This is a genomic window from Rhodovarius sp., from assembly GCF_040399605.1.
In the GTDB taxonomy this organism is placed as follows: Bacteria; Pseudomonadota; Alphaproteobacteria; order Acetobacterales; family Acetobacteraceae; genus Rhodovarius; species Rhodovarius crocodyli_A.
In genome coordinates this window covers 1-23,179 of record NZ_JBBARU010000018.1, presented here as the reverse complement: position 1 = coordinate 23,179, position 23,179 = coordinate 1, and the positions used below count along the sequence as shown (strand labels likewise).

23 protein-coding genes and 1 tRNA gene are annotated in these 23,179 nt (G+C 65.2%); 8 read left to right on the top strand and 16 right to left on the bottom strand.

The annotated features are described in order from the left end of the window. Positions 1-35 precede the first annotated feature (35 nt). From ABWP84_RS07385 to ABWP84_RS07315, 15 genes are all read right to left on the bottom strand, one after another. On the bottom strand, positions 36-1,310 hold the full coding sequence (locus ABWP84_RS07385) for an ABC transporter substrate-binding protein (RefSeq protein WP_353211370.1): 1,275 nt from the start codon (positions 1,308-1,310) through the stop codon (positions 36-38). Positions 1,311-1,333: 23 nt separating this feature from the next. Next, a complete protein-coding gene (locus tag ABWP84_RS07380; protein ID WP_353211369.1) occupies positions 1,334-2,176 on the bottom strand; it encodes a carbohydrate ABC transporter permease in 843 nt (280 codons plus the stop codon). Beyond that, entirely contained in the window at positions 2,173-3,099 is a 927-nt protein-coding gene (locus ABWP84_RS07375) for a sugar ABC transporter permease (RefSeq protein ID WP_353211368.1), read from the bottom strand. Before ABWP84_RS07375 ends, ABWP84_RS07380 begins: the two co-directional genes overlap by 4 nt. Then, the gene (locus ABWP84_RS07370; RefSeq protein WP_353211367.1) at positions 3,092-4,246 is read right to left on the bottom strand and encodes an ABC transporter ATP-binding protein; all 1,155 of its coding nucleotides are present in this window, start codon (positions 4,244-4,246) and stop codon (positions 3,092-3,094) included. The genes ABWP84_RS07375 and ABWP84_RS07370 overlap by 8 nt, the downstream gene beginning before the upstream one ends. Then, positions 4,236-5,087 carry a metallophosphoesterase gene (locus tag ABWP84_RS07365; protein WP_353211366.1) on the bottom strand — a complete coding sequence of 284 codons (852 nt, stop codon included), beginning with the start codon at positions 5,085-5,087 and terminating at the stop codon, positions 4,236-4,238. The genes ABWP84_RS07370 and ABWP84_RS07365 overlap by 11 nt, the downstream gene beginning before the upstream one ends. A 165-nt stretch (positions 5,088-5,252) precedes the next feature. Beyond that, entirely contained in the window at positions 5,253-6,158 is a 906-nt protein-coding gene (locus ABWP84_RS07360) for an ABC transporter permease (protein ID WP_353211365.1), read from the bottom strand. Next, complete coding sequence (locus ABWP84_RS07355; protein ID WP_353211364.1) at positions 6,155-6,940, bottom strand: ABC transporter permease; 786 nt, start codon at positions 6,938-6,940, stop codon at positions 6,155-6,157. Before ABWP84_RS07355 ends, ABWP84_RS07360 begins: the two co-directional genes overlap by 4 nt. Continuing rightward, positions 6,937-8,433: an ABC transporter substrate-binding protein gene (locus ABWP84_RS07350; RefSeq protein WP_353211363.1), complete on the bottom strand. Its 1,497-nt coding sequence runs from the start codon at positions 8,431-8,433 to the stop codon at positions 6,937-6,939. The genes ABWP84_RS07355 and ABWP84_RS07350 overlap by 4 nt, the downstream gene beginning before the upstream one ends. Beyond that, positions 8,430-9,710, bottom strand: coding sequence for an alkaline phosphatase family protein (locus ABWP84_RS07345; RefSeq protein ID WP_353211362.1), 1,281 nt, complete (start codon positions 9,708-9,710; stop codon positions 8,430-8,432). Before ABWP84_RS07345 ends, ABWP84_RS07350 begins: the two co-directional genes overlap by 4 nt. Then, positions 9,707-10,507 carry a phosphodiesterase gene (locus tag ABWP84_RS07340; RefSeq protein ID WP_353211361.1) on the bottom strand — a complete coding sequence of 267 codons (801 nt, stop codon included), beginning with the start codon at positions 10,505-10,507 and terminating at the stop codon, positions 9,707-9,709. The genes ABWP84_RS07345 and ABWP84_RS07340 overlap by 4 nt, the downstream gene beginning before the upstream one ends. After that, a complete protein-coding gene (locus tag ABWP84_RS07335; RefSeq protein ID WP_353211360.1) occupies positions 10,507-11,769 on the bottom strand; it encodes an extracellular solute-binding protein in 1,263 nt (420 codons plus the stop codon). Before ABWP84_RS07335 ends, ABWP84_RS07340 begins: the two co-directional genes overlap by 1 nt. A gap of 2 nt (positions 11,770-11,771) precedes the next feature. Beyond that, the gene (locus ABWP84_RS07330; RefSeq protein WP_353211359.1) at positions 11,772-12,659 is read right to left on the bottom strand and encodes a metallophosphoesterase; all 888 of its coding nucleotides are present in this window, start codon (positions 12,657-12,659) and stop codon (positions 11,772-11,774) included. Continuing rightward, positions 12,659-13,474 carry a carbohydrate ABC transporter permease gene (locus ABWP84_RS07325; RefSeq protein ID WP_353211358.1) on the bottom strand — a complete coding sequence of 272 codons (816 nt, stop codon included), beginning with the start codon at positions 13,472-13,474 and terminating at the stop codon, positions 12,659-12,661. Before ABWP84_RS07325 ends, ABWP84_RS07330 begins: the two co-directional genes overlap by 1 nt. Next, positions 13,467-14,351, bottom strand: coding sequence for a sugar ABC transporter permease (locus tag ABWP84_RS07320; protein WP_353211357.1), 885 nt, complete (start codon positions 14,349-14,351; stop codon positions 13,467-13,469). The genes ABWP84_RS07325 and ABWP84_RS07320 overlap by 8 nt, the downstream gene beginning before the upstream one ends. Beyond that, entirely contained in the window at positions 14,344-15,441 is a 1,098-nt protein-coding gene (locus ABWP84_RS07315; protein ID WP_353211356.1) for an ABC transporter ATP-binding protein, read from the bottom strand. The genes ABWP84_RS07320 and ABWP84_RS07315 overlap by 8 nt, the downstream gene beginning before the upstream one ends. A 443-nt stretch (positions 15,442-15,884) precedes the next feature. Between ABWP84_RS07315 and ABWP84_RS07310 the strand changes: the two genes are divergently transcribed. The 7 genes from ABWP84_RS07310 to soxA are packed head-to-tail and all read left to right on the top strand — an operon-like array spanning position 15,885 to position 20,823. Then, entirely contained in the window at positions 15,885-16,346 is a 462-nt protein-coding gene (locus tag ABWP84_RS07310; RefSeq protein ID WP_353211355.1) for a (2Fe-2S)-binding protein, read from the top strand. Between the two features lie 14 nt (positions 16,347-16,360). After that, positions 16,361-18,544 carry a molybdopterin cofactor-binding domain-containing protein gene (locus ABWP84_RS07305; protein ID WP_353211354.1) on the top strand — a complete coding sequence of 728 codons (2,184 nt, stop codon included), beginning with the start codon at positions 16,361-16,363 and terminating at the stop codon, positions 18,542-18,544. Beyond that, complete coding sequence (locus tag ABWP84_RS07300) at positions 18,541-18,903, top strand: FCSD flavin-binding domain-containing protein (RefSeq protein ID WP_353211353.1); 363 nt, start codon at positions 18,541-18,543, stop codon at positions 18,901-18,903. Before ABWP84_RS07305 ends, ABWP84_RS07300 begins: the two co-directional genes overlap by 4 nt. Next, complete coding sequence (gene soxX, locus ABWP84_RS07295; protein WP_353211352.1) at positions 18,890-19,309, top strand: sulfur oxidation c-type cytochrome SoxX; 420 nt, start codon at positions 18,890-18,892, stop codon at positions 19,307-19,309. Before ABWP84_RS07300 ends, soxX begins: the two co-directional genes overlap by 14 nt. Continuing rightward, positions 19,306-19,746, top strand: a complete 441-nt coding sequence (locus ABWP84_RS07290) for a SoxY-related AACIE arm protein (protein WP_353211351.1) — start codon at positions 19,306-19,308, stop codon at positions 19,744-19,746. The genes soxX and ABWP84_RS07290 overlap by 4 nt, the downstream gene beginning before the upstream one ends. Before the next feature lies 1 nt (position 19,747). Further along, positions 19,748-20,068, top strand: a complete 321-nt coding sequence (locus ABWP84_RS07285; RefSeq protein WP_353211350.1) for a thiosulfate oxidation carrier complex protein SoxZ — start codon at positions 19,748-19,750, stop codon at positions 20,066-20,068. Then, the gene (gene soxA, locus ABWP84_RS07280) at positions 20,065-20,823 is read left to right on the top strand and encodes a sulfur oxidation c-type cytochrome SoxA (RefSeq protein WP_353211349.1); all 759 of its coding nucleotides are present in this window, start codon (positions 20,065-20,067) and stop codon (positions 20,821-20,823) included. Before ABWP84_RS07285 ends, soxA begins: the two co-directional genes overlap by 4 nt. 383 nt (positions 20,824-21,206) lie before the next feature. Here the strand turns inward: soxA and ABWP84_RS07275 are convergent, their stop codons facing one another. Then, positions 21,207-22,472, bottom strand: a complete 1,266-nt coding sequence (locus ABWP84_RS07275; protein WP_353211348.1) for a Hint domain-containing protein — start codon at positions 22,470-22,472, stop codon at positions 21,207-21,209. A 510-nt stretch (positions 22,473-22,982) separates the two neighbouring features. On the opposite strand from ABWP84_RS07275, the gene ABWP84_RS07270 reads away from it, so the two are divergent. Continuing rightward, positions 22,983-23,057: transfer RNA gene (locus ABWP84_RS07270), tRNA-Asn, on the top strand. Positions 23,058-23,179: the final 122 nt, after the last annotated feature.

Here is a 23,179-nt window from a genome sequence, read left to right as displayed (position 1 = left end):
ATGGCGTTGGCGTGACATCGCCCGGCGGCTGGAGATCAGCGCGGCAGCAGCCGCCGAACGCCCGTGGCCATGTCGGCCAGCGCCACCTCCGGCGTGGCATTGCCCTCGACGATACGGGCGATGTTGTTCACGAATTCCTCGGTGATGCGCACGCCATTGGTGCCGGGGAAGGCGTACCAGGCCTGGGCGATCGGCATCTGTTCCATGGCCGGGCGGAACAGCGGATTTTCGCGATAGAAGCCGCCAAGGTAACGGTCATCTGCCGCGGCGATGGTGTTGCAGGGCACATAGCCGGTGCCGCGCGTCATCAGCTCTTGTCCACGCGGGCCGGTTGCGAAGGTGATGAACTTCCAGGCGGCATCCTGCCGCGCCGCATCGCGGGTCAGCATCACCCCCGCGTTGCCGCCCGTCGGCAGGCGGCCCTTCTCAGCGTTGATCACCGGCATGCGTGCGGTGCGCAGATCCACGCCCTGGCCGATGCTGCGCTGCATGGAGCCGATATAGGCGGTGGTGCCACTGAAGATGCCCATCTTGCCGGCATAGAAGGCCTGCAAGGCGGCATCGACGGTAAAGGCTGGCATTTTGCCCTCCTTTACCATGCGGTCGATCAGCGTGAGGGAGGCGAGGCCCTCGGCGCCGTTGAAGGCGACGTCGCGCTCATCCTCCCTCAACATCCGGCCGCCATGGCCATAGAGCAGCGCCGAGAACATCCAATCATCGCCGCCCCAGCGGAAATGCATGCTGCTATTGCCATCACCCAGGGCGTGGACGCGGCCAGCGAGGGCGATCAGCGCATTCCAGTCGGTCGGCAGTTGGTCTGGATTGCCACCGGCACGGCGGACCAAATTCGCGTTGTAATAGACGATGGGGTTGGAGGAGGCGAAGGCCATGCCGGCCTGCACATCGCGCACCTGGCCCAGACCCAGCAGGTTGGGCGTCCAGCCGCGCGGGGCGGGGTCGCCATCGCGGCTCAGGAAGGGGCGCAGATCGACCGGCAGGCGGCGCTCAGTGAGCATGCGCAGGCGGTTGAGGCCCTGGAAGCTGACATCGGGCAGGCCGCCGGCGACGCCCTGGCGCAGCACCTGCTGCACGGCATCCTCGTAATTCGGCGCCGGGGCAAGATAGCGCACGGTGAGGCCCGGATGGGCCCGGGCGAACTCCTCGGCGATCTTCTCCATCACATCCTTGAAGAAGGCCGGCATCGGGTAATGGACCACGACTTCGGCACTCTGCGCACGCAGCAGGCGCGGCGTCGCCAGCGAGGCAGAGAGCGTGGCGCCAATGGCCATGCGGCGGGAAAGCTTGGTCATGTCATTCTCCTTGTAAATGGGGGTCAACCCTTGAGGCCCGCGGTCGCGATGCCCTGGATGAAGCGGCGCTGGGCGAGCAAAAACAGGATGATCATCGGCGCGGTGACCATCACTGCCGCCGCCATGAGGGCGCCGACATCATTGCCGGCCTCCTCGGCGCGAAAGAAGAGAACGCCCAGGGCCGGCGTGGCCATCGCATGCGACTGCACGACGATCAGCGGCCAGAACAGGTCATTCCAATGGGCGACGATCGAGAAGGTGGCAAAGGCCGTGGCGGCTGGCCAGGCATTGGGCATGATAACCCGCCAGACAATCGACAGCTCACTCATGCCATCCATTCGCGCCGCGTGGATCAGTTCGTCAGGCAAGGATTTGAAGGCCTGGCGGAACAGGAAGATGCCAAAGACCGAAATGGTAAAAGGCAGCACCAGGGCGGCGAAGCTGTCGAGCAAACCCGCCCGCGCAAACACGACGTAAAGCGGCAGCGCCGGCACGTGATAGGGGATCAGCAGGCCCAGCATGATGAGGCCGAACAGGAACTCCCTGCCCCGCCAGCGCAGCTTGGCCAGCGCATAGGCGGCCGGCACCGCAAAGAGCATCTGAAAGACCAGGATCAGCGCGCAGACCAGCGCGCCGTTGAACAGAAAGCGCAGCATCGGCACTTCGGAGAGGGCTTTGCCGTAATTCTCGATGGCATAGAACCGCTCTGGCCAAAGCGTCAGTGAATCGCGGAAAATCTCGCTGCCCGGCTTCAGCGATGCCGCAAACATCCACACATAGGGTAGCAGGATGAAGCAGGCACCAAGGCCCAGCAGCGCAAGACGCGGCAAGTCATGCAGCAGGGAGCGCTCTTCGCCCGGCCTCATGAGTAATGCACCCGACGGTCGAGAATGCGCGTTTGCACCAGCATCAGCAGCAGCACGATGGCCAGGAAGACGACGGTGATCGCCGCAGAATAGCCGATGCGGAAATAGCTGAAGCCTTCCTGATACATCGCATACAGCAGCACCTGTGAGGCGTTGTTCGGCCCGCCACGCGTCAGCGCCTGCACCGTGTCAAAGACCCGCAGGCAGCGTATGGCCGTGATGGTGACGACAAAGAGCGTGGTGGGGCCAAGCAGCGGCCAGGTGACCAGGCGGAAGCGATCCATCGCTGAGCGCGCGCCATCGAGCTCCGCCGCCGCGTAAAGCTCACGCGGGATCGCGGTAAGCCCAGCCATGAAGAGCACCACGACGAAGCCGAGATTCTCCCACACGCCGATCATGCAAAGCGAGACCATCACCCAATCCGACGAGCCAAGCCAATTGATCGGGCTGATACCCAACAAGGCCAGCACGCGGTTCACCGGGCCGATGGTCGGGTGCAGCAGATATTGCCAGGCCGTCGCCATGGCAACGAGCAAGGAGACGACGGGCAGGAAGTAGATTGCGCGAAATGTGGCCCGCAGCCGGCTGCCGCCCTCGACCAGCAATGCCACGCCAAGGCCCAGCCCTATCGAGGCCGGCATCACCACGCCCACATAGATCAGCGTGTTGCGCAGCGCGATGCGGAACACCGGGTCGGTGGTGAGTTCGACATAATTGCCCAGGCCGATCCAGGCGAGTTCCGGCGCGCCCAATTCCCAGTCGCTGAAGGAAAGGACAAGCAGCGCGGCGGTGGGGCCCAGCAGCAGGGCAAACAGCGCCAGGCCGGCGGGCGCACAAAGCACCCAAGCCGCCGCAGCCTCGCCAATGGCGCGTGAGGCCCAGGTGGCTGGCGCGGGGCCGGCCAGAGCTGCGGTATCACGCATTGATGCGCAATTCCGAGGCGGACGAGGCGATCCGCGCGCCATCGGCGCCGAATAGCAGCGCAGCCGACCAATCGGCACGCAGGTGAACCGCATCGCCGCGCTGAAGCTGCGCTGCCACCGCGATCGGCAGCCTTGCAGTCAGCCGCGCATCAGGCGCCGCCAGCCGCGCATGCAGCAAAACCTCGGCCCCCAGAAACTCCAGATGCTCGATTTGGACGGCGAGCCCCTCGGCTGCGAGATGCAGGGCTTCGGGGCGCAGGCCCAGTGTCAACTCGGCGCCGGGCGCCACTTCGGCCTGCAGCGGCAGGTGCAGCGCGCCCAGGCGGATACCGTCGGGCGCAGAGCACACCGGCAGGGTGTTGATGCGCGGGCTGCCCAGGAAGCCGGCCACGCGCAGATCAGCAGGGTTCTCATAAACCTCGCGCGGGGTGCCGAGTTGCAGCAGCTCCCCCTCCATCATCACGGCCACGCGATCTGACATGGTCATCGCTTCGACCTGATCATGCGTGACATAGATGGTCGTGACGCCGGCGCGGCGATGCAACTCGACAATCTCCCGCCTTGTGCCGGCGCGAAGTTCAGCATCGAGGTTGGAAAGCGGCTCATCCATCAGAAAGGCACTTGGCTGGCGGACCAGGGCGCGGCCCAGTGCCACGCGCTGGCGCTGGCCGCCCGAAAGTTCGGCGGGGCGGCGGTGCAAGAGGTGACCCAGACGCAGCATTTCCGCCGCTTGTTGCACTTGAGCGTTGATTGCGCTGCGGCGCTGGGCATGGCCGGGCGCCAGGTGGCGCAGCAGCGGCACCCGCTCCAGGCTTGAAAGACGGCGCATTACCAGCGGCACCGCAAGGTTCTGCGCGACGCTGAGATGGGGGTAGAGCGCGTAGTTCTGGAACACCATGGCGATGTCACGATCGGCGGCGCGCAGCCGAGTCACATCCTTTCCACCGATACGCACGCTGCCCGCATCGGCGCTCTCCAGGCCGGCGATGATGCGCAGCAAGGTGGTCTTGCCGCAGCCAGAGGGCCCCACCAGTGAGAGAAACTCTCCCTCACGCAAATTGAGGCAGACGCCCTTCAGGATACGGGTCTTGCCGAATGCCTTCTCAATCCCCTCGATGAGGATTGCCCGGCCGGCCTCACCCGACATGGGTGGCGGAGTTGAGCAGCGAGGAATTCGGATAGGCCTCGGCGCGGACCTCATGGATGAAGGGCCGCTCCATGCCAGGTGGCGTCACCAACTCGGTTTCCACATGATCCGCATGGAAGCGGTGCAGCAGATACCCGCAGGGGCGGCTGCCCGCGAGGCCCGGCTGCTCAGACTCGGCCACGATGAAGCCTATTGAGGGTGCCCAGACCATCCTTGCATTGGCATGGCTGGCCTCGGCAAAAAGATGCAGGTGACCGCAGGCCACCAACCGCAGAGCCGGGTGCTGCAGCAGTGGCAGGAAGGGGCCCCGGGCGAAGGGGGGGACCGACCAGTAATCGAACAGGCTATCCTCAGGGGTCGTGGTGAAGATCGGCTTGTGGAGGAAGACGGCCAGCCGGCGCTCGCCCAGCCCGGCGAGCGCATCGTCAATCAAACCCGCCTGCGCGGCCTCTTCGGCCGGATCGGTGCCGCAAATCTGGGTGTTCAGACCCAGCAGCCGCCAACCGCCATGGTCGATCACCCACCGATCCGCGCCGAAATGGCGACGGAACCTGGCGAGGCGTTCTGCGTTGCAGGGCTGCCGCGGGGCGCGTTCGGGATGATCGCCGACATCATGATTGCCCGGCAGGGCATGTGCGGGGCGCGGCAGCCGCGCGAGGGATTGGGCGGCAAAGGCCATATCCGCCTCGCTGTCAGCGCCATCGAGTGAGACATCCCCGGTGGCGATGATCATGTCGGGCGGCTCGACGATAAGATGCTCCAGCACCGCATCGAAATTCCTCCGGAACAGGGAGGTATGAGCGCCGAGGTGCGGATCTGAGATCTGGGCGAGCGTGAACAACAGGCAGTTCCCTCAGAGTGGCATCTGGGGCGGTTAACCACACTGAATTGCAACCACGTGACAGGGGTATGAAGCTTGTATGGCGAGGGGCTGGAGCGGCCCGCCGCCATGTCACCGCTCAGCGCCTCATCCGGCTTTGGTGGCGAAGAGGATGACGATCTGACGTCACTCCCGCCACCTCTGCCGGGGGTCGAGTGCGGCCAGCGCCAATGACGTCAGGGCATTGACCAGGACGATGGCCAGCGCGGCAACCACCAACCCTGCCAGCACCACCGGTTGGTCGCGCCCCTGAATGCCATTGAGCACCAGCGCGCCCAGGCCTGGCAGGCCAAACAGCAACTCCATGGTCAGCGTGCCCCCCAAGAGCCCCGCCAGCATCACACCACTGAGCGACACCGCGACCGGGGCTGCCAATGGCAGAATATGCCAGCGCGCCAACCATAGCGGCGACAGGCCGCGCGCGCGCGCCGCCATCACATGCGGCAGCGCAGCAACCTCCGCTACCTCCTCGGAGAGAGGTTTGGCGAGTTGTCCGGCATTGTCGATGCCCAGAATGATCACCGGCGCCAGTAGCCCGCCAATCGCGGGCAGCCAGCCCAACCACACGGAAAACATGAGCAGCGCCGCCACGCCCACGCAAAAGGTGGGAAGGGCGATCGACCACAGGTTGATAGCCTCCACCGCCAGGCGCGCCGTGCGCGAACCCGCCGCTTGGGCCAGGCAGAGCCCAAACGCCAAGAGCATCCCCATCCCGCCTGATAGCGCACCGAGTTGCAGACTGGCCTGAGCGGCATCCCAAAGCATGGGCCCAACCGGCTGGCCAAAGCGCTGTGACGTGCCCAGATCACCCGCCAGAGCCGCCCCCACCCAGGCCAAAAAGCGCCGCCATGACGGCTGATCCAGCCCGAGTTCAGCCCGCAATGCCGCCTGCTGGGCAGCATCCAGATCGCCAGCCGAAGCCCAGACATCCACCACATCACCTGGGATGGCGCCAAAGATCAGAAATAGCCCAAAGGTGATCGCGAGCCCCTGCGCCAGGGCGGCTGCCAGAATGGTAAGCGCGCGTCTCATCCTGCCCGCCTGGGGTCCACGCGCCGGCGCGCCGCACCACCCAGGGCAGCACAGGCCCCCGTGGCCAGCGCAATGGCGGCCACCGGAACGAGCAGCGCATGCGGCGCCGCCTCGGCCAGCCGGGCCGCATCAGCGGCCATGCGGCCCCAGGTGGGCGCATCCGGCGCGGCACCAAGGCCGAGGAAGGATAGTACACTCTCCGTCACCACGCAGCGCGGCACGATAATAGCGGCCAGCGTCACCAGCGGCCCGGCCAGATTGGGCATGATATGGCGCAACACAATCCGCCAAGGCCCGGCGCCGGAGACAATCGCGGCGGCGACATACTCCTCCGCCTGCTCGCGCCGCCGCGCGGTGCGGGCGACATGGGCGAAAAGCGGCGCGAAGGACAAGGCCAACGCCAGCACCAGCGGCGATAGGCCAGGCCCCATGGCCGCTAACGCTATCAATGCCAGCAGCAGCGGCGGCAGGCCGCGCAGCGTGTTGATCAGGGCGAAACCCAGCGCCTCCGCACCACGCCCTAATCCTGCCAGCAGCAACCCTGCTCCGGCCCCCACGACAAACGCCAAGATGCTCGCCATCGCCGCCACCGCCAAGGTGGTGCCTGCCCCGGCCAGCAGGCGCGATAAGATATCACGTCCCAAATGATCCGTGCCCAGCAGATGTTCAGGGCCGGGCGGCTGGTTCAGGGCGAGCAGATTCTGGTCCAGCGGGTCAAATGGCGCGACATAAGGGCCGAATAAGGCCAGTGCCAGCATCGCCAGCGCCAGGCCGCGCATCATCCCAGTGATGTCGCCGCAATCCCACCATCCGCCCGGTGCGGGCTCCAGGTGAAGCCGGTCGTGAAGCCTCGCACCTCACGCCGCCAGGCGATCTGGTTGGCGGCATGGCCGAGCACAAGGAAATAATGCTTTTCCGCCACCCTTGCCCAGGCCTGGGCGTATTTTGCTCGGCGCGGCTCCAGTGCCGGCTCGGCCGCCGCAGCGCGGATCATACCATCCAGTTCGGGGTCCTGAATGCCACCCCACAGCACCGGGTTGGGGCCATCCGACATCAGTCGCACCCAGCGCAGAAACACATCGGCGCGCGGGCCTGAGGCCATGCAGCAGATGTCCCAGTCATATTGACCAAGCCGCCGTTGGGCGCCGATATCGTCAAGCGGCGTATGGGTGACCCGAAAGCCCAAACGCCGGACCATCTGCACCGCCGCCTGGGCATAGGGTTCCTGCCAGGACACCATTTCAATGGCGGTGCGGCCAGGATCAACACCGGCCTCGCGCAGCAGGGCGCGGGCCTGGTCGAGATCGGGCGTACGATACGGGTCGGCCTCGTGCAACGCCTGGTCAAAGTAAAGATTGCCAGGTGCCACCATCTGATTGGTCACCACCCCCGCATCGCCCGCCACGAAGCGCATGAAACCGGGCTTGTCCAAGGCATGGCCGAGCGCCCGGCGCACCAGCGGGTTGTCGAAAGGCGGGCGCGGCCGGCGATTATTGAACGCCAGGAAGTACCAGGTGGTATCGCGCAGCCCCTGGACCACGAAGCGTGGATCGGCGCGCAGCTGAGTTGCCACATCCTGCGCCACATCAGCGACATGCAAATCGCCCGCACGCAGGGCGATCCCTTTATCGACATCGCCGCGCAGATCGAGGTGCACTGCCTCGAGTTGCGGCTGGCCCGGCCGCCAATAATGCGGATTGGCTGGTGCCTGCAGCCGCAGATTGGGCTGCCACTGGCCGAATAGGAAGGGTCCGGTGCCGGCAGGGCGGGTGATGGTGCCATCCCAGCCGGGCGAGCGCGGCGAGACGATCCAAAGCTCCGACAACGAGGTCAGCAGCGGTGCATAGGGCTGCGAGAGCCGCAAGGTGACAGTGCCGGCATCCGGCGTCTCGATCGCGGTGATCAGGCGCATGGCACCGGCCAGCCAACCGCCACGAATACGGTCGCGCACGCGTTCGATATTGGCCCTGACTGCGGCGGCATCCATCACACTGCCATCATGGAACATCACGCCGGGCCGGAGATGGAAAGTGGCGATCAGCCCATCCCCTGAGAGCGAAAACCGCTCAGCCAGGAAAGGCTCTACACCACCATCGGGGCCAATGGAGGTCAGCGCCTCAACATAGGCCTGCTGCACGGCGATGGAGCCGGTGTGACGATGGGGGTCGGCCGTGTCGAGCCCCAGCGTGGCATAGCGCAAGATGCCTCGGCGCGGGCCTGCCTGCGCCATGGCGGGCGGAGCTGCCAGGAAGGGCAGGATGCGGCGCGGGATCAAACCACGTGCTCCATCACCGCACTGCCCTGCAAGGCGCGCCCATCCATCGCCGGCCCCTCCATCCCCCGGTCCAGAAAGCGCAGGATCGAGGGCGCAATATCGATCGGCGAGGCATCGGCCATGCTCACACCACGGGCAAAGCCCGGGCCATCCGCCACCATCACCGGCGCCTGTTCGGCCGCACCCAGGCCGCCATGCTGGCCGCAACCCATACGGTCTGGCTTGCCGGTAGCAGGCTTGGCCACCAGAACCAGCCCGGGCAGGCCATGCGCATTGAGTGCATCACGCCGGCGCATCGCAACAATACAAAGCAACCCATCGGCGCCAGGCCTTTGCCCCAGGCGCCGCAGCGCCTCGCCATGCAGCACCGCATCCGCCCAGGCGGCGGCCTGGAAGAATGCCATCACCGGTTCCGGGTCGCGGCAGGGGGCGAGATGCACCATCACCGAGGAGCCATTCGACAGCGTCACCAGCCCATGTTCAGCACCCGGCTGCAGCCCTGCCTCGGCGAGTTCGGCATCGACATCGATCACCCCCTCCACTGTCTCATGGCCATGGTCAGAGCCGGCCATGAGCAGAATTTCCTCGCCCAGCGCCCGCCGCCGATCAGTCATCTCCATCACCTCGCCCAGCCTCGCATCGGCGGCGGCAATCGCCTCCCAGCAGGGGCCTGAACCTGGGGTATGGGCGTGCTGGGTGGCATCGGGCTCGCCCAACCAGAGCACGCCCAGCGCGGGACGGCGGCTGGTGATCTCCTCCAGAAACCGCTCGGTGATCATCTTGTCACCCGCCACGCTCAGCGTGATCTCGCTCAGCGGTGCCAGCGGCCGCCCCGGCTCATGGCTCACCACCCGGTTGAACAAATGGCCCGCCTGATTGGGGTCATGCGCCAGCGCCGCCCCCGGCGAAACATTGGAGCAAATCACCACGCCACCATGCACCGCCAGACGGTCGGCCATGGTCGGCGCATCCAGCGCGCTGCCATGCATGGCGCGCCGGGCGGGCAAAAACCCCGCCGCACCGGCATCATGCGGATGCAACTGGCCATCCGTATCGAGCAAGGCCATGGAATTGCCCGCCAGCCCATGCGTGGCCGGCACGCAACCCGTGGCGGTGGAGGAGGAGACCACGCGCGTGGCGGATGGAAACATCGAACGATATTGCCCAAACGCCGTACCACGGCTCCAAAGCCGCCAGAGGTTTGGCGTGCGTTCGGGCGAAACGGCATCACGCCGTAGCCCATCCATGATCACCAGCAGTGCGGTCTTATTGGTCACAGGTCGAAATTTCCCGTCTGATCAAGAAAGTCATGAGCATGCACCACGACGCTATCCTCGCTCACCCGCACCAGCGCATAGGCCGGCGGTTCATGGCTGCCCGGCGTGCTGTCCCGCTCGGAGAGGTCCAGCGCCACCTGATGCGAGGTGCCGCGCAGCGAGGTGAAGGGAATGCCCAGCCAGGAGCCGCCCAGCGGGCGATGCAAATGGCCATGGAACATATGGCGGATTTTCGCCCGATGCGGTGCCAGCGCATCAGCCAGCGCAGCAGAATTCAGCAGCGGGATGCGATCCATCCGGGTGATGCCAAGCGGCATGGGCGGGTGATGCAGAAAGAGGAAGACCGGCGCCTCACTCTCCTCCAGCCGCGCCGTCAGCCAAGCCAGCCGCGCCTCGCAGAGCAGCCCGGCATGGGTGCCCTCGGTCTTGGTGTCGAGCAGGATGAAGCGGCCCATCTCGGTCTCGATCACCTGCTGGATGAAGCCCGCATCATCAACAGGGGCCTCGGGGAAGGCAGCGCGGAAATGCGCCCGCTCATCATGATTGCCCAGCATGAGGTGGAAGGGCATGGGCAGCCCCTCCAAAATCTCGCGCAGCGTGGCATAGGCCGCCGGCTGGCCATGATGGGTCAGGTCGCCAGTGATGATGACGAATTCCGCCGGTGCCGCACTCCCCGGGCCATGCCGCGCGGCGATGCTCTCCACCGCATGGCGCAGGCGCAGTGCCGGGTCGAGACCATAATTGGTCTCGCCCGGGGGCAGGATATGCAGGTCAGTAATGTGAATGAAGTCGAACATCAGCGGCGCGGCAACAGGGCTTGCACATCGGCGGCCATGCGGGTCAGCGCGGCCGCAGGCTCGGCGCGCTTGGCGACGACCGACTGCAGATGGTCATTGATGTTGTCGGTGATGCGCAGCGCGTTCTGCCCCGGGAAGGCGTACCAGCCGGTGATCACATCCTGCTGGCGGAAGGTGACCATGTGGTTGGGGTTCTCGCGATAGAACCGCCCCAGCATTTCCTCGCGCTGAGCGGGAATGGTGCTGGCGGGCATATAGCCGGTGGCATTGACCATCATGGTGGCACCCACCGGGCCGGTGGCGAATTTGATGAATTCCCAGGCTGCGGCCTGCTTGGCGGCATCACGGGTGAACATCATGGCGACATTGCCGCCCGCAGGCAGGCGGGCATTGGGCGAGGAGAGCGGGTAGCGGCCGCAGACCAGCGGGAAACGCCCGCCGATCTCACGGTTGTAGCGCCCGAGTTGTGCGGTGGACTGCATGGAGATGCCCAGGCGCCCGGCGAAGAAATCGGCGATGGCGGCGGTGGCGCGCATATCGGGCATGCGGCCTTCATCGACCAGCATGCGCAGGGCGGCGATGGCGCGCTGGCCATGCTCATTGCCCATCGCCACCTGGCGCTCATCCGCCGAGAGCATGGTGCCGCCATGGCTGAAGACCAGCGCCTGCCAAGCCCAGTTCCCGGTGATCGTCCAGTCGTAAAACATGCCGTTGAGGTTCTCTGCGGTGCCGTGGATGGCCCGCGCCAGGGCCGCGACCTCGGCCCAGGTCGTTGGCAGGGCTTCGGGGTTGCCGCCGGCGCGGCGAAGCTGCTCGACATTATAATAGAGGATGGGGGTGGAGAGGGCGAAGCCGATGCCCGTCTGCGCCGCACCCACCTGGCCCAGCGATAGCAGGCTCTCGGAATAGCCCTGCGCGGCAATGCGGGTATCGGCGGCCATGAAGGGTTTGAGGTCGACGGGGATTTCGCGCTCGACCAGGGTGCGCTGGCGGTTCAGGCCATGGAATGCGACATCGGGCAGTTGCCGGGTCACGGCATCGCGCAGGTGGCGCTGGAGGATTTCCTCGTAGCCCTGCTCAGGGGCGCGGATGGTCACACGCACATTAGGGTTGGCCCGCATGAAGGCGGCCGTCATCTCTTCCATCAGCCCGCGGAACAGTTCCGGGATGGAATACTGGAAAGAGATTTCGACGGGTGAAGTCTGCGCCAGCGCCGGCATGGCAAGCGTTGCGGCCAGAAGCGCGCGACGTTGAATGGTCATGGTCATTCTCCGGATGTTGGGGGATGGGGATAGGGTAGGCCCTCGCCAGCAAGAGGCCCGTAGAGTCCGATACCGCCGGCGCGCATCCAGCCGTCGATATCGATGTTCAGCAGCGATGGCGGCTCATGCCAGGTGATGGAAGGCCCGGCGCCAAGCTCCAGCGTGGCATGGCCCACCCGCTTGCGGCCGCCCATCACCATGCGCCATTCGCTGGGCATATCGATGACGAAGGCGAGCCCGGGCAGCCAGAGATGCCGCGCGCCCGCGATGATCCTGTCGCGCGATTCATGCAGATGCCCGCTGATGATCAGCGCCACCCTTCCCTCGCGGACATGGCGGTGGAGCAATTCGCGCGTCTGCGGCCGCCAGCAGGCGGCGGAATTGGCCGTCTCCGTCACGTCATGCAGGCATAATGGCTTATGGGTGAGCACAGCCACCTGCTGCGCGCCCGCTGTGGAGATGGCGTCTTCAAGGAAGGCGGCCTGGGCGTGCTCGGCCGGCAAATTGCTGCCGGGGATGAGGCTATTGAGCGCAATCAGCCGCCAGCCCGGCACATCCAGCACCCAGAAATCGGCGCCGAAATGCCGCGTCCAGGCCGCCAGCAGCGCCTCACTCACCAAAGCCTCGCCAGCACCCTCAGGGTGGCAGGCGCCAATATCGTGATTGCCAGGCAAGGCATGCCAGGGGGCGGGCAGGCGGTCGAATTGTTCGCGCGCAAAGGCCAGATCATCCTCGCGCACCGGGGCATCGAGCGCGCAATCACCGGTGATGATGAACATATCCGGCGCCGGTGCCCGGGCCAGTTCGGCCAGCAGCAATTCCCAATTGGCATGAAACCACGGCCGGGCGCGGGAGAGATGAACGTCAGAGAGCAGGCCGATGCGCGTCATTATTTAACCCCGGTCATCGTCACGCCCTCGATGAAGGCGCGCTGGGCGAGCAGGAAGGCGAGTGCGAGCGGTGCGGTCACCACCGTGGCCGCCGCCATCAGCGGGCCGAAGGATGTGCCAGCCTCGGCATTGGAGAAGAACGCGATGCCGAGTGGGGGCGTCATCAAATGCTCCTCCTGCACCGCAATCAGCGGCCAGAAGAACTCATTCCAGTTCCAGATAAAGGAGAGGCAGGCAAAGGCCGCGATGGCCGGCGCCGCCGTGGGCAGCATGATCCGCCAGACAATGGCCCATTCCGAAAGCCCATCCATCCGCGCCGCGGCAATCAGGTCATCGGGCACGGTGCGGAAGAACTGCCGCATCAGGAATATGCCGAAGACAGAGATGGTCGAGGGCAGAATGATCGCGGCATAGGTGTTCAAAAGTCCCAATTGCCACAGCCCGATATAGAGCGGGATGGCCGGCACCTGGGGCGGAATGAGCAGCGCCAGCACCACCATGCTGAATGCCGCCTCCCGCCCACGCCAGCGCAGCTTTGCCAGCGCATAGGCCATGGGCAGCGCAGTCAGCGCCTGGGCTGCGAAGATGCACAGCGTGACGAAAAGCCCGTTCAGCAGGAAGCGCAGCAGCGGCACCTTGGTGAAGGCGGCGGTGTAGTTCTCCACCGCATACCATTGCGTAGGCAACAGAGCAAAATGCGGCGAAAACACCTCACCCGGCGGCTTGAGCGAAATCGACAGCATGAGGATGAACGGCGCCAGCATCACCGCAGCACCGGTCAGCAGCGCCAGATGGGTCAGAACGCGCTTAACCATAATGCGCCCGCCGATCCAAAATCGTGGTCTGCGCCAGGGTGATCGCCAGGGTCAGCACCAAAAACACCATGGTGATGGCCGCGCCATAGGCCGAGCGCAGGAAGGTGAAGCCCTGCTGCACCATGGTGAAGAGCAGCACCTCGGTTGATTTCGAAGGCCCGCCCTCGGTCAGCACCTGCACCGTATCGAAGACCTGAAAGCTGCGAATGGCGGTGATCGCCACCACAAACACCAAGGCCGGCCCAAGCATGGGCCAGGTGACGCGGCGAAACCGCTCCCAGGCGCCATCCGCGCCATCCATCGCCAGGGCCTCGTAAAGGTCAGGCGGAATCGCCTTCAACCCGGCCATGAAGAGCACCATGGCGAGCCCCAAATTCTGCCACACGCCAATGGCGGCCAGGGCGAAGAGCGCCGTGTCAGGGTTCTGCAACCAATCCGCCGTGGGCAGGCCGAGGCCGCGAAACACCTGGTTCACGAACCCCACCGAGGGGTGAAACATAAACTCCCACACCAGCGCCATCGCCAGCAGGGTGGAGGCCACCGGCAGAAAATACGCAGCGCGATAAAACCCTCGCCCCCGCCCCACACCCTCAATGGCAATCGCCGCCAGCAGCCCCAGCAACACCGTGGCCGGCACCGAGACGCCGACATAGATCACCGTGTTGCGCAGGCTGATCCAGAAGACCCGGTCATCCCATAATTCCTGGTAATTTTCCAAGCCCGCAAAGCCGATCCGCGGCTCGCCAAAATTCCAATCGGTGAGCGAGAGCAGACCCACCGCCACCGCCGGCCCCAGCAGCATCAGCCACATCAGGATAAAGGCAGGCAGCGCCAGCAGCGTGCCGGCAATGGCCTCGGCGCGGTGCGGATTAGCCAAAGGCCGGCTCCCGCCGCGCCGCCGCCAAGGGCAGCCGCGCACCATCTGGGCCAAACAGCACCGCCCGGTTTACCGCAAGGCGCAGCCCCTGCCCCACCGCCAACCCGCGCGAGGCCTCGGGCGAAAGCCGCAGCACCGCACCACCGGCCATGTGGCAAAGCGTTTCAGCACCCAGATGCTCGATGCGCTCCAGCACAACCGGAATACCATCCGCCGCCGGCACCCAGCCCTCCGGCCGCACCCCCAGCATCACCGCGCCACGCGCCGTGCTGTGCCAGGGCAGCCGCGCACCCGAGACCACCACGGCACCATCCTCGCCGATATGCCCCGCCAGGGCATTCATCGGCGGCGAGCCGACAAAGCGGGCCACTTCGAGGCTGGCCGGCTCGTCATAAAGCTCTTGCGGCGCCGCATGCTGCAGCACCCGCCCGCCCTGCATCACCGCCACCCGGTCAGCCATCGCCATCGCCTCACCCTGGTCATGGGTAACGTAGAGCGCGGTGACGCCCAGGCGGCGCGTGAGGGCGACGATTTCGGCCCGCGCCTCGCCCCGCAGCCGGGCATCGAGGTTCGACAGCGGCTCATCCATTAGAAAAGCAGCCGGGTTGCGCACCATGGCTCGGGCCAGCGCCACACGCTGGCGCTGCCCGCCGGAGAGCTGCGCCGGCTTGCGCGCCAATAACGGCGTCAGCCCCAAAGGTGCGGCCACCGCAGCCACATCCGCAGCAATCGCCCGGCGCGCAGCACCCGAGATCATCCGCCCCAGCACGGGCACGCGCTGCCAGGCCGAAAGCCGGCGCATTTCCAGCGGCAGCGCCACATTCTGCCCAACGGTCATGTAGGGGTAGAGCGCATAGCTTTGGAACACCATCGCCAGGTCGCGGGCCTTGGGCGGCAGAGAATCGACCCGCCTATCGCCGATCAGCACCTCACCGGCATCGGCGGTCTCCAACCCGGCAAGAATGCGCAGCAGGGTAGATTTGCCGCAGCCTGAGGGGCCCAGAATGGCGAGAAACTCGCCCTCCTCCGCTACAAGCGTGACGTCGCGCAGAACCGCGGTTGCGCCAAAACTTTTTTGGATGCCGCGCAACGCAACCCCTGGCATGTGTCGAATCACCCGTTCCTGACAGGCGGCGAGTTAGGCCAGCGGCGTGTCACCAAAGCTGCAATCGCGTGAAGCTTCAGCGACAGCCAGTGTATTGAGACTTGGCGGGCCGCACCTTTTCGAAAGTCATCCGTAGAGCCTGTTCGGCAGCACATGCAGCACAATTCTCGGCACGGCGGCCTCCATAGGGGCTGCTATGCGCTGGTCGCGAATACCACGCTCCAGGGATTTCAGCAGGGCGGCCATCTCCGCTGTCGCGGCAGGTTTTCGCCCGGTATCACGCTTGACCTCCGCAATCCGCCCGGCCCTCTCACCGCATGAAGTCATTGCATCTTGCTCATCGCTGCTGTTAGACGCGAGGAGATAATCGGTCGCGTGGCCGGCGCCGGGGCGCTCTAACCCTCGGATTTCAAAGCAGGAGAGACGTGATGGCGAAACTCAACGTCAATGGCCGCGTGGTTGAATTCGCAGTGGAGGATGATACCCCCCTGCTTTGGGCGCTGCGCGAGCATCTGGACCTCACCGGCACCAAATATGGCTGCGGCATCGCCCAATGCGGCGCCTGCACGGTGCATGTGGATGGCGTTGCCGTGCGCTCCTGCTCGCAGCCGGTTTCGGCCTTTAATGAGGGCCAGAAGATCGTCACCATCGAGGGGCTCTCGCCCAATAGCAGCCACCCCATCCAGCAGGCCTGGCTGGCGCTGGATGTGCCGCAATGCGGCTTTTGCCAATCCGGCATGATCATGGCCGCCGCCGCCCTGCTGGCCACCACCCCGCGCCCGACTGAGGAGCAGATCCGCGAGGAAGTGAACAATATCTGCCGTTGCGGCACCTATAACCGGGTCATCGCCGGCATTCAGCGCGCCGCCGGCACCGGCACGGCCGGTTGAGAGGGAGAGAGACCATGAACGCCATCACCCGCCGCGCCGCCCTGGCCACTGCCGCGATGGGCGCCTTCACCTTTGGCTTCCGCATCCCCGCCCCTGGCGAGGCTGCCGCCCAAAGCGCCGCCACGCCCGAGGTCAATGCCTGGGTCGTCGTCAAGCCTGATGACACCGTCATCATCCGCATCGCACGCTCCGAGATGGGCCAGGGCACCCTCACCGGCCTGGCGCAGATGGTGGCTGAGGAGTTGGAATGCGACTGGTCCAAAGTGACCACCGAATACCCAACGCCCGGCCAGAACCTCGCCCGCGGCCGGGTCTGGGGCAATATGTCCACCGGCGGCAGCCGCGGCATTCGTGAGAGCAATGAGTTGGTCCGCAAGGGCGGCGCCACGGCGCGCATCATGCTGGTGCAGGCTGCGGCGCAAGGCTGGGGCGTGCCAGTGGGCGAATGCTCGGCGGCGAATAGCGTCATCACCCATGGCCCGAGCGGGCGCAGCGCGAGTTTCGGCAGCGTGGCGCTGGCCGCGGGCCGCCTCACGCCGCCCGCCGCCGCCGATGTGCCGCTGAAGGCCCCCTCGGCCTGGAAGCTGATCGGCCGCCCCCTCGCCCGGCTCGACACCGCGCCGAAAATCAATGGCAGCCTGATCTATGGCATGGACCTCAAGTTGCCGGGCATGCTCAATGCCGCCATCCAGGCCTGCCCGGTCTTTGGCGGCAAGGTGGCTGCGGTGGATAGTGCTGCGGCCGAGCGCATGCCCGGGGTGAAGCGGGTGCTGCGCGTGGGCGACAATGCCGTGGCCGTGGTGGCCGATACCTGGTGGCGGGCGAAGACCGCGCTCGAGAAGGTCAATATCACCTGGAATTTGGGCGAGCATGCCAATGCCTCCTCGGCCGCCTTTGCCGAGGTGATGCGCGCGGGGTTGGATGCGCCGCAGGCGGCGGTGGGCAACCGCAATGGCGACGCTGCCGCCGCCATCGCCGCCGCACCGCGCAAGGTTGAGGCCATTTATGGCTATCCGCACCAAAACCATGCCTGCATGGAGGTGATGAACGCCACCGCAATTTGGACGGCCGAGCGCTGCGAAGTTTGGACCCCGACCCAAAATGGCGAGGCCGCGCATGCCGCCACAGCCGAGGCCGCCGGCCTGCCGCCGGCACGCTGCGAGGTGCATAAGCTGCATCTGGGCGGCGGCTTTGGCCGGCGTGGTGCGGTGCATGACTGGGTCCGTCAGGTCGTCGATATCGCCAAGCAAATGCCCGGCACGCCGGTGAAGCTGCTCTGGACGCGTGAGGAGGATATGGTGCAGGGCCGCTACCACCCCGTCACCATGGCCAAGCTGACGGCGGGGTTGGATGCGCAGGGCAATATCACCGGGCTGCATATGCGGATTTCCGGCCAGTCCATCCTGGCCGGCCTCTTCCCGCAGAATATCCGTGACGGGCGTGACCCGGTGGTTTTCCAAGGGCTGAACAATGCCGGGGGCGAGGCCGATATCGGCTATGGCTTCCCGAATTTGCTGATCGACCACGCCATGCGCAACCCGCATGTGCCGCCGGGTTTCTGGCGCGGTGTGAACCTCAACCAGAACGCCTTCTATCTGGAATGCTTCATGGATGAGCTGGCGCATGCCGCCGGGAAAGACCCGCTGGAGTATCGCCGGGCGCTGATGGCGAATTACCCGAAGCACCGGGCGGTGCTCGATGCGGTGGCGGCCAAGGTGGGCTGGGGCAGCCCGGCCGCGCCCATTGGCGGCCAGGCGGTGCATCGCGGGCTTTGCGTGACGCATGGCTTTGGCAGCTATGTGGCGGCCTGCGCCGAGGTCTCGGTGAGCGATGCGGGCGAATTGAAAATCCATCGCATTGTGGCAGCGACGGATTGCGGCTTCGCGGTCAACCCGCAGCAGATCGCAGCCCAGGTTGAGGGCAGCTTTGTCTATGGCCTCACCGCCGCGCTTTATGGCGAATGCACGGTCAAGGATGGCCGCATCGAGCAGACGAATTTCGACAGCTACCCGATGATGAAGATGGACACGATGCCCAAGGTGGAGACCATCATCAACGCCTCTGGCGGCTTCTGGGGGGGCGTGGGCGAGCCCACCATCGCCGTCGCGGCACCGGCGGTGCTCAATGCCATCTTCGCAGCCACCGGCAAGCGCATCCGGCAATTGCCGCTGCGTGATGCGGATTTGCGTCGGGCTTGAGGCAGGCGCTTTTCCTGCCGCCGCTGCTGCTGGCGGTGGCGGCCCTGGCGGAGGTGCCGCCGCCCGGTGCCAGCACCTGCCTGGGCTGCCACTCCGCCACCCGCGCGGCACCGGCCATTCCTTCGCTGCGCGGCACGGCACTGCCCACGCTGCGGTTGCTGAACACCTGCGACAGCCTTTTGGCACCGGATGAGGGCATCTCCATCGCCAGCGTGTACCGGGCGGCAAATGGGCTATGGAGTGATATCCCCGGCGCGGGGGGCACCTCACCGCTTGAGGCGCCCGCGGCGGTGCGGGTGGCGGAGGCGCGCTATGCCGAGGACTGGTTCGCGTCCATCACCGCCGATGCCTTCGCTTAAGCCCCTGGCCCTGCTGCTTGCACTGGCCGGGCCCGCCCTGGCCGAGGGGCTGGCCGAACCGCTGACGGCGATGGAAGGTGATGCCGGGCGGGGCCGGGCCATCATCGCCGATCGCAGCCGCGGGCTTTGCCTGCTCTGCCATTCCGGGCCATTTCCCGAGGAGCGCTTTCAGGGCAACCTCGCCCCCAGCCTGGCTGGTGTGGGTGCGAGGATGAGTGCGTCTGAGCTGCGCCTGCGCCTGGTCGATTCCCGCCGGGTGAACCCTGAGAGCATCATGCCCGCCTATCACCGCGCCGAAGGGCTGCACCGCGTGGCCCCGGCGCTGCGGGGCCGCATGCTGCTGCAGGCGCAGGAGATTGAGGATGTGCTTGCCTTCCTGCTCACCCTGCGCGAGGAGAGCCCATGACGCCACGCCGCCTAATCCTGGCCAGCCCTGCTCTGCTGCTGCTGCCCCCGCCCCAACCCGCAAGGGCCTCGGCTGAGGCGATGGCGGCAGCGCTGCGCGCCTTCACCGGCGGTGCTGCGGTAACGCACGGGCGCGTCACGCTTGATATTTCGCCGCTGGTGGAAAACGGCAATACCGTGCCGCTCTCCGTCATCATGCCCAGCCCCATGACCCAGGCCGAGCATGTGCGCGCCATTGCCATCTTCAATGAGCGCAACCCCCAGCCGCATGTGGTGAGCGCGCGTTTCTCGCCGCATTCCGGCCAGGCGATGCTGGCCACCAATATCCGCCTTGCCACCTCGCAGACCATTGTGGCGGTGGCCGCTTTGTCCGATGGCAGCTTCTGGTCGGACAGCGCGCAAGTGATTGTAACCCTTGCCGCATGCCTGGAGGGTTGAGATGGCGCGTGTGCTGATCAATATCCCGCGCCAAATCCGCGCGGGCGAGACCTTCGCCATCCGCACCCTGATCCAGCATGGCATGGAAAGCGGCTATCGGCCCGATGGCGCGGGGGGCGTGCTGGCGCGCGACATCATCACCAGCTTTACCGCCAGCTTTGAGGGGCAAGAGGTTTTCGGCCTCGAACTCTCACCGGCGGTGGCAGCCAATCCCTTCATCACCTTCAGCATGCGCGTGCAGGGCAGTGGCACGCTGCGGCTGCGCTGGCGGGGCGATGGCGGCTTTGACCAATCCGAGGTCAGACAGATCATCGTGACATGAGGCATGTGCTGGCGCTGCTGCTGGCGCTGCAATGCCTGACCGCGGCATTGGCGCAGGAGCGCCGCTCGGGCTTTGACGACATGGCGCGGGAGACCCAGGCCATGCAGCGCGAGGATGCCGCCAACCCGGCCATGCTCTGGGTGGATGAGGGTGCGGCGATATGGTCGCGCCCCGCCGGCGCCCAGGGCCTCTCCTGTGCCAATTGCCACGGCGCGGCGGAGGCCTCGATGGCCGGCATTGCGGCGCGTTATCCGGCCTGGGATGAGGGCCGCTTCACGGCCATCGACCTCGCCGGGCGCATCGCGCAATGCCGCGAGCAGCGCCAGCATGCGCCGGCACTGGCGCGGGAATCGGAGGGGCTGCTGGCGCTTGCGGCCTTCATTGGGCTGCAGTCACGCGCGATGCCGCTGGCGCCCTCCGCCGATGGCCGCCTGCAAGCCACCCGCGCCTGGGGCGAGGCGCTGTATCGCCAGCGGCGGGGGCAACTCGATCTCTCCTGCGCGCAGTGCCATGACGACAATGCCGGACGGCGCCTGGCCGGCAGCACGATTCCACAGGCGCATCCCACCGCCTACCCGCTGTATCGGCTGGAATGGCAGGGCTTGGGCTCACTGCAACGGCGGCTGCGGGGGTGCATGAGCGGCGTGCGCGCGGAGCCCTTCGCCTATGGCGCGGCGGAGATGATTGCCATTGAAGCCTGGCTTGCCCAGCGCGCGGCGGGGATGGCGGTGGAGACACCGGGGGTGCGGCCATGATGGCGGGCCGGCGGGATGGGTCTCGGTGCTGGAGATTTTTGCTGCGAATCCAGTGCTTCAATTGGTGAAATGCAGTCTGGGGCTTGGGGTGTCATCCGATCAAACGGATGAGGATGGCGGATAAACAGACGATTAGAGTTTTTGCGGTGACCCTTGCGAATGCAATAGGCCCCCAGCTGGCGAGAAAATTCCAGGCTCACAAAGCGCTTGGGGGTGGGTTTGGCAGATCAAAATCATTGTGCAAGATAATGAGGACAGGCTGATCCGGCGTGGCGTAGCGGTAGCGCAGCGGACTGCAAATCCCCTTTACGGCTGTTCGATTGCGCCTCGGACCTCCAGCCCCCAAATTTGAGCCACTGAAAAGAACTTGTCGCCTTGGCGTCTCAGGCGGTGCGCCGCTGGCTGTTAATGCGCCTCAGGACGTCCTGGTGCCGTGCGCCGGAGAACACAATCGGGAAGCGGCGGATGCCGTTGCCCATGGCATCGACCATCAAACGTTCGTCATCGCCGCAGAGGGCGGCGTATTCGGCCGCATTGTCGAACATATGGCGGTTGGCGTGGTTGGCGTAGCTCTCGGCCGCAACACCTTCGGCGTAGATGATTGTGGGGGCTTCGAATTCGAGGTTGAGGTAATGGGCGACCATGCCGGGGAATTCCTGGGTGATGGTGCTGCCATTCACCAGATCGACGGCGCGGAGCATGACATCGCCGAAGAGGATGGCGTGCCAGGGCGAGACCAGCAGGTCGCGATGCGGCATGGCTTGGCCGAAGGCATGGCTGCGGATGCGGATGGGGCTGACCCAGGGGCCGGCGACGGCGCGGGGGTAGCTGTGGCGGCCGATCCAGCGGATGCGCTGCCGGCCATCGATGGTGGTGACCTCATCGCCGATGGCGAGGGTTTCGATGCGGCGTTCGCCGTTGGGGGTTTGGATGTGGGTGCCGGTGAGGTAGCAAAGGGCGGTGAATCCGGCGGTTGTGCGGCCATCTCCAGCAAGCGGATCAATGCTGGTGGTCCAGTTGGCCTTGTTGTTTATCGAGTTACGAACATCGGACACTGCGCCAGTCTCTACGCTTCCCGCAGCGTTAGGGTTGTATCGTCCATTATCAGTCTTGCCCACGGCGACCGCAGTCTGGCCTTCAACAAGACCGGTCGGCAGGCCGCATGGCCCTCCACCCGTCGGAGCAGTAAACGAACTAGTATAGCTTGTGCCACCCCAGTATATCGAGGCGATGGCAGTGCCTAAAAATCCGTCCGTTGTAAAATTTATAGGACCGATAATTGCAGTTACACTATCGCCTCCAACGTTAAGCTGTAAATTGATCGTAATTGCGTTGCCCGTGGGAGGATTGATCCCTTGCCATTCATTGGTGTTTGCCGGTTGGGTCATGCCCAAGGTCGCAAGGGAGATTTTTGTATTGGCAGTCAGATCTGATTGGGCCACCCAACGGATAAGGCCTTCATTCGTGTTGAACTTCAAACTATCAGTACGAAAGCCACAATCGGTGAAATAAATCGTTGTTCCCTTTTCCACGTCCTTCAGCAGTACGAATTCGAACATATCACCCTTGGCGCCGCCGACGGTTGCATTCGCATGATCGGATTGAAAGGCGGTGAATGCGATATCGCCTGACGCGAGGGTCGTTGCCATGGGAAGCTCCATTTGAATTAGGGAGGATAAACATTCTAAAGCATTAGGTTTTGAGCGATTAATATGCTTCCCGCGGCCGAAACAGCGCGCTTTGATGGCGGTTTGAAGAAATTTTTGCGTAGAGAATATATACCTTATGATGGGTATCGATAGTAGCAACAAAACCTCATTCGCGCTGTTGGAGCAGCGCCCTCCTCGAGCAGAATCTTCCCGCCATGCGGCGCGCGCGCGCGCCATTCAGCCTAGGCGTTAAGGCGGGGTTGGGCATGCCGCGCCGGATGGCGCAGGCGCGACCAAGTTAGACGGTGCGGCCTTCGCAATGACAGGCCGGCACACAAGCCGGCACAGTGAGGTGGAAGCGCAACGCATTCCAATGAAAAAACCGTTGCGCTACAAAGCGAAAAAGCGTGAGCGGAGGCGGCCCGAGAAAAAAACGTCAATGTTCACAAAGGGCTTGGGGGTGGGTTTGGCAGATCAAAATCATTGTGCTAGACAATGGGGGCAGGCTGATCCGGCGTGGCGCAGCGGTAGCGCAGCGGACTGTTAATCCGTTGGTCGCTGGTTCGAATCCAGCCGCCGGAGCCAGTTTTCTAGGTCGTGCGCAGTTTTTTGCGTTGGTGTGGCCAGCCCCTTTAATGGTCCACACATATTGCGGCCTTTATCCATATTGCCTCTATGAGATAGACCCTGTTCGGCTGCTCCGCATC

What these genes read in the sequence shown, in the direction of transcription:
- ABWP84_RS07290 (WP_353211351.1), top strand. Translation starts at nt 19,306, where the DNA reads ATGACGCCACGCCGCCTAATCCTGGCCAGCCCTGCTCTGCTGCTGCTG.
- ABWP84_RS07330 (WP_353211359.1), bottom strand. Translation starts at nt 12,659, where the DNA reads ATGACGCGCATCGGCCTGCTCTCTGACGTTCATCTCTCCCGCGCCCGG.
- ABWP84_RS07275 (WP_353211348.1), bottom strand. Translation starts at nt 22,472, where the DNA reads ATGGCAACGACCCTCGCGTCAGGCGATATCGCATTCACCGCCTTTCAA.
- ABWP84_RS07305 (WP_353211354.1), top strand. Translation starts at nt 16,361, where the DNA reads ATGAACGCCATCACCCGCCGCGCCGCCCTGGCCACTGCCGCGATGGGC.
- ABWP84_RS07340 (WP_353211361.1), bottom strand. Translation starts at nt 10,507, where the DNA reads ATGTTCGACTTCATTCACATTACTGACCTGCATATCCTGCCCCCGGGC.
- ABWP84_RS07360 (WP_353211365.1), bottom strand. Translation starts at nt 6,158, where the DNA reads ATGAGACGCGCGCTTACCATTCTGGCAGCCGCCCTGGCGCAGGGGCTC.
- ABWP84_RS07310 (WP_353211355.1), top strand. Translation starts at nt 15,885, where the DNA reads ATGGCGAAACTCAACGTCAATGGCCGCGTGGTTGAATTCGCAGTGGAG.
- ABWP84_RS07375 (WP_353211368.1), bottom strand. Translation starts at nt 3,099, where the DNA reads ATGCGTGATACCGCAGCTCTGGCCGGCCCCGCGCCAGCCACCTGGGCC.
- ABWP84_RS07335 (WP_353211360.1), bottom strand. Translation starts at nt 11,769, where the DNA reads ATGACCATTCAACGTCGCGCGCTTCTGGCCGCAACGCTTGCCATGCCG.
- ABWP84_RS07285 (WP_353211350.1), top strand. Translation starts at nt 19,748, where the DNA reads ATGGCGCGTGTGCTGATCAATATCCCGCGCCAAATCCGCGCGGGCGAG.
- ABWP84_RS07325 (WP_353211358.1), bottom strand. Translation starts at nt 13,474, where the DNA reads ATGGTTAAGCGCGTTCTGACCCATCTGGCGCTGCTGACCGGTGCTGCG.
- ABWP84_RS07385 (WP_353211370.1), bottom strand. Translation starts at nt 1,310, where the DNA reads ATGACCAAGCTTTCCCGCCGCATGGCCATTGGCGCCACGCTCTCTGCC.
- ABWP84_RS07355 (WP_353211364.1), bottom strand. Translation starts at nt 6,940, where the DNA reads ATGATGCGCGGCCTGGCGCTGGCGATGCTGGCACTGGCCTTATTCGGC.
- ABWP84_RS07370 (WP_353211367.1), bottom strand. Translation starts at nt 4,246, where the DNA reads ATGTCGGGTGAGGCCGGCCGGGCAATCCTCATCGAGGGGATTGAGAAG.
- ABWP84_RS07380 (WP_353211369.1), bottom strand. Translation starts at nt 2,176, where the DNA reads ATGAGGCCGGGCGAAGAGCGCTCCCTGCTGCATGACTTGCCGCGTCTT.
- soxA (WP_353211349.1), top strand. Translation starts at nt 20,065, where the DNA reads ATGAGGCATGTGCTGGCGCTGCTGCTGGCGCTGCAATGCCTGACCGCG.
- soxX (WP_353211352.1), top strand. Translation starts at nt 18,890, where the DNA reads ATGCCTTCGCTTAAGCCCCTGGCCCTGCTGCTTGCACTGGCCGGGCCC.